Source organism: Promineifilum sp. (SeqCode) (assembly GCF_041918635.1).
Taxonomy (GTDB): Bacteria; Chloroflexota; Anaerolineae; order Promineifilales; family Promineifilaceae; genus Promineifilum.
This window is the reverse complement of the sequence record NZ_JAYRVJ010000117.1, coordinates 1-4,386: the sequence shown is the minus strand read 5'-3', so window position 1 is coordinate 4,386 and position 4,386 is coordinate 1. Positions and strand designations below refer to the sequence as shown.

The 4,386-nt window shown below is 64.2% G+C and carries 6 protein-coding genes and 1 pseudogene; all 7 read right to left on the bottom strand.

The features are described 5' to 3' along the window. Window positions 1-300, bottom strand: a pseudogene (locus ACE3UY_RS03915) (hypothetical protein); the annotation flags it as partial. A 9-nt stretch (window positions 301-309) separates the two neighbouring features. Further along, entirely contained in the window at window positions 310-600 is a 291-nt protein-coding gene (locus ACE3UY_RS03910) for a CopG family antitoxin (RefSeq protein WP_374686246.1), read from the bottom strand. Window position 601: 1 nt separating this feature from the next. After that, on the bottom strand, window positions 602-871 hold the full coding sequence (locus ACE3UY_RS03905; protein WP_374686245.1) for a BrnT family toxin: 270 nt from the start codon (window positions 869-871) through the stop codon (window positions 602-604). A 44-nt stretch (window positions 872-915) separates the two neighbouring features. After that, entirely contained in the window at window positions 916-2,358 is a 1,443-nt protein-coding gene (locus ACE3UY_RS03900) for an FAD binding domain-containing protein (RefSeq protein ID WP_374686244.1), read from the bottom strand. 62 nt (window positions 2,359-2,420) lie between these two features. Next, window positions 2,421-3,227, bottom strand: a complete 807-nt coding sequence (locus ACE3UY_RS03895; protein ID WP_374686243.1) for an XdhC family protein — start codon at window positions 3,225-3,227, stop codon at window positions 2,421-2,423. A 79-nt stretch (window positions 3,228-3,306) separates the two neighbouring features. After that, window positions 3,307-3,705 (bottom strand): hypothetical protein, encoded by a 399-nt coding sequence (locus tag ACE3UY_RS03890; RefSeq protein WP_374686242.1) that lies wholly within the window; start codon window positions 3,703-3,705, stop codon window positions 3,307-3,309. Window positions 3,706-3,922: 217 nt separating this feature from the next. Continuing rightward, window positions 3,923-4,386, bottom strand: a 464-nt coding sequence (locus ACE3UY_RS03885) for a hypothetical protein (protein ID WP_374686241.1), incomplete at its 5' end; no start/stop codon positions are given.

Below are 4,386 nucleotides of genomic sequence, written 5' to 3'. Positions count from 1 at the left end.
GTCGCTGTACGCCTTGTCGCTGCCCAGGCCGACGAAGACGGGCTGATCGTGCGCGCCGAGGCCGTACTCGTTGTTGGGCACGTCCCTGGCGGTGAAGATAGCGACGACGCCGGGCACGGCCTCGGCCGCGCTCACGTCCATGGAGACCATGCGGGCGTGGGGCTGGCCACTGAAGAGTACGCGGCCGTGGAGTAGGTTGGGCGGCGTCACGTCGCCGGGGTAGAGCGCTTCGCCGGTTACTTTGCCGTGGGCGTCAACGCGCTCGGTCACGCGGGCGCGGAGGATGGGATCGGTGGTCATAGGTACCCTCTATTTGGTCATCAAATCCGGTGCCTCTTGTGTCAGCCTTTCCAGCAGCCAACGTTGGACAAGCGCCTGATATGGCAGACCGCGACGTTCAGCCAGTTCCTCAATTGCTTCTAGGTATTCAGTGCGAAGCCGCACATCGAGTGGCTTGGTGCTAAATCTCGTCCGGAGGACTTCGATCTCATCCGTGGCTTCAATCATCTGATCCATGTATTCCGAAGTATCATGCGACTCGATCCACGCGGCCAAGTCATCTTCATTTTCGAATTCTGGAAGTTGTTTCCCTTGCGACATTTCACTTCCTTTTTTGACGCAGCTTACTCTTCTCAGCCTGTGTCATATCGCGGGCCGTCACAACACGAACTCTTTGCTCACTCTTTAGAGCAAACACAACTACCAGATAACGACCTGCATCCGTCTGCCCATAAGCGATGTGCTTGCCTTCACCGGCTCTGACAATGAATGGTCGATTGTCAATAGCCTCCTCTGCCTCATACGGTTCAACACCGTGATCCGCAATATGCTCAATGTTTACTTCATCCCACCAGAAGTACCTTTGGTTCAAGCGGCCTTCTCCTTCGTTAATGAAGGGTAGCTCTAGAGTATACTCTAGCCCGTTTTAACGGCTGCTTCGTGCACTGCCTCGATGATCTTATAGTAACCCGTACAGCGGCACAGGTTGCCGGCGAAGGCGTGCTCGATCTGGTTCTGGTCGGGCGCGGATTGCTCTTCCAGCAGCTTGGCTCCCGACATCAGGAAGCCGGGGATGCAGTAGCCGCACTGCACCGCGCCGGTCTGGATGAAGGCGCGCTGCAACGGGTGGAGGTCGCCGTTGGCCGCCAGCCCCTCGATGGTGACGACCTCGGCGTGGTGGGCGCGGGCGGCCGGGACGAGGCAGGCCATGACCGCCATGCCATCCAGGTAGACGGTGCACGCGCCGCACTCCCCCTCGGCGCAGCCCTCCTTCGTGCCGGTCAGCAGTCCCTCCTCGCGCAGCCAACGCAGCAGCGTCTTGTGCATGCCCGGCGCGCTGATCGGGCGGCCGTTGACGGTGGCCTCGATGGGGGTCTCCGGGCCGAAGCTGCCGGCATATTCGGGGCCGGTTGGGAAGACCCCTTCCGTGCCGCCCCACAACATCACGGGGTCGGCCGGCCAATTCTCGCGCTCGCGCCCCTCTTGCAGGGCCAGCAAGGCGCGACGGGCCATTACCTGCACCATCTCGGAGCGGTATGACGCCGGGCCGCGCACGTCGTCGATGGGGCGCGCCGCCGACGCGGCCAGCCCGGCGGCGACGGTGATCACGTCGTCGGTGAGCCTCTTGCCGGTCATATAATCCTCGGCCGCCGCGGCATTGATGATGGTCGGGGCAACGCTGCCCAATGTCAGCCGCGCCTCGCGGATGACGCCGTCATTGGCAACGTCCAGGATAGCCGTCATGTGGACGACGGAGATAGCTTGCGCCCGGCGCAGACCCAGCTTGACGAAGATGCCGCGGGCGGTGGCGGGCAGGGGAGCGAAGACGATCTCCACCACCATCTCGTCCGGCTCCATCACCGTCCGGCGCACGCCGGTGTAGAAGTCGGCCAGGGCCACCATGCGCCAGCCGCGGGTGGAGGCCAGGATGACCTGGGCCTCGAGCGCCCGCAGCGCGGAGATGGTGTCGTTGGCCGGGCTGGCCGTGATCAGGTTGCCGGCCACCGTCGCCCGGTTGCGCAGTTGTGGGGAGGCGATCTCGGCGCAGGCCTGGGCCAGCGGCAGGACGCGCTCGCGGATGAGCGGCGAGGCGACGACCTGATTGTGGGTGACCAACGCGCCGAGATGGATCAGCCCATCGGCGTCCTGGCTGATGGTATTCAGACCGGGGATGCGGGTGACGTCGATCAGCGTTGTCACGTCGTGGCGCTGGCCGCGCTCCAATTCGATGAGCAGGTCGCTGCCGCCGGCGATCAGCCGGGCCGTCGGCCCGATGCGGGCCAGCAGAGCCAGCGCCGATGGCAGATCGGCCGGTATCTCGTATCGTTCGATTAGGTGGGGGGTGTGTTGTGCAATCATAAGTGGTTCAAGAAATGCCGGTTAGGGGCCAGGTTCCAGGGGCTGGGGAAGAGTGCTCTTCCCTAGCCCCTAGCCCCTGGAACCTGGCCCCTACCTCGCTGGGTCATGATGATTTGGGCCATAATGCTGACCGCGATCTCGGCCGGCGATTCGGCGTTCAATTCCAGGCCGATGGGCGACGTGACGCGCGCCAGCTTGTCAGCGGGCACGCCGTCGGCCAGCAGTTGGCGCTTGGTTTCTTCCCAGCGGCGGCGGCTGCCCATCACGCCGATATAGGGCGACGGGGTGTCGAGCAGTTGGGGCAGCAGTTGCCGATCCAGCCCGACATTGCGCGTGACCAGCGCCAGGTAGGTATGGGCGTCCACCGGGTGGGTGGCCAACGCCTCGGCCAGCGGCCCACTCAGCCGGACGTCAGCTTCGGGCACGCGCTCCGGCGCGACCAGTTCCGCCCGGTCGTCCCAGGCGATGACGCGATAGCCGACCCAACGGCCGAGTGAGACGAGCGCCTGGCCTACGTGGCCGCAGCCGAGCACGTAGAGTGTCGCCGGCGACAGGTGGGGTTCAACGTAGACCTCGACCTGGCCGCCACACACACCGGGGTCGCCGCGCCGCGGATCGACGAGGGAGTAGGGAACCATGCGCGTCCGGCCGTCGCGCAGGGCTTCCTGGGCTGCGGCAACGACGCGCGATTCCATCTCGCCGCCGCCGATGGTGCCCAGCGTGCGGCCGTCGGCATAGATGAGCATCTTCGTGCCGGCGTGGCGCGGCACCGAACCCTCGTCACGGACAATAACGGCCAGGGCCACGGCCTCGCGCCGCGCCTGGGCCGCCAGCAGTTCTTCTAGTACGTGGCGATCTTCGCCGTTCATATCGAATTATGAATTATGAATTATGAATTAAGGCCTGATCGCTTCTACGTTCATAATTCATAATTCTTAGTTGTTGAGATTAGGGTCGCGCCAGACACCACTCGGAGACCCAGGCGATCTTGCCTTCGCCCTCCACGCGATAGAAGTTGTGGGGGAAGGGCGTCGCCTCGCTGCTGAGCGGCACACCGTTGCTGGCGGCGATCACCTCGCGCGCGTTGATCTCGCTGATGGTGACCAGGGCCTCGTCAAAGAAGAAGCGGTTGTGACCCGACACGGCCGGGCCGCCGTCGTGGCCCAGCACGACCAGGCGCTCGTCGGTCAGACGGCCGCACTGCCCGCGCGCCGCGCACTCGTCGGTGCAGACTGTCTGCACTTGCTCACCCAGCGCCAGCGGCGTGGGTTCGCGGCGGCAAGCGACGAGCAGCAAGAACAGGATGAGGAAGGCAGCTAGCAGGGATGTCGGTCGCAGTACGGACATAGCTGCCCATAGTGTACCAGAACATCGCGCAGAGGTTCAATGTAATTGAGTAGGGGCAGACCTGCGTGTCTGCCCTGAAACCAGGGCGCACCCGCGGGTGCGCCCCTACCTAGAAATGCAACGCCGCGCCGGCGGCCACCCCAGGGAGATTTCACAGATTACCCAGATGTCGCCAAGACATCTGGGTAATCTGTGAAATCTGTGGACTCTTTCTTGGTTACTCGGTGATGGCGAAGATCGCGCCCTCACCCCGGCCGAACACCTCCGGGAAGTACTCCTCGCGGGCCGTCGTCGGCATCACCTGGTAGGTTCCAGGGATGTTGGGCTGCAAGAAGTAGGTGTACTGGTACGTGCCGGCCGGCAGGAACTGGCTCAGGAACACGACCTTGTCATCCCGATACTGGATGTGGTCGAAGTACCACCAGCCCCAGAAGCCGGGGGCGAACTCCTCTTCCGCCGGGACGATACTGCCGCCCCGATCCGTCTCGCTGGTGAGCAGGTTCGGGTCGATGGCGTCCGTACCGGCCGGGATGGGGTCTTCGACCACGACGAAGACGCGGTCGTTGGGCACGACGATGGTCAGCTCGACGCGCACGCGCTCGTTGGCGGCGATGCTGTCGATCGGCTCACACGTCTCGGTCGCCGGGTCGCAGGCGGCGTCGTAGTAGCGGCGCTCGATGG

Excerpts from the sequence above, each read along its gene's own strand:
- ACE3UY_RS03910 (WP_374686246.1), bottom strand. The coding sequence starts at position 600 with ATGTCGCAAGGGAAACAACTTCCAGAATTCGAAAATGAAGATGACTTG.
- ACE3UY_RS03900 (WP_374686244.1), bottom strand. The coding sequence starts at position 2,358 with ATGATTGCACAACACACCCCCCACCTAATCGAACGATACGAGATACCG.
- ACE3UY_RS03895 (WP_374686243.1), bottom strand. The coding sequence starts at position 3,227 with ATGAACGGCGAAGATCGCCACGTACTAGAAGAACTGCTGGCGGCCCAG.
- ACE3UY_RS03890 (WP_374686242.1), bottom strand. The coding sequence starts at position 3,705 with ATGTCCGTACTGCGACCGACATCCCTGCTAGCTGCCTTCCTCATCCTG.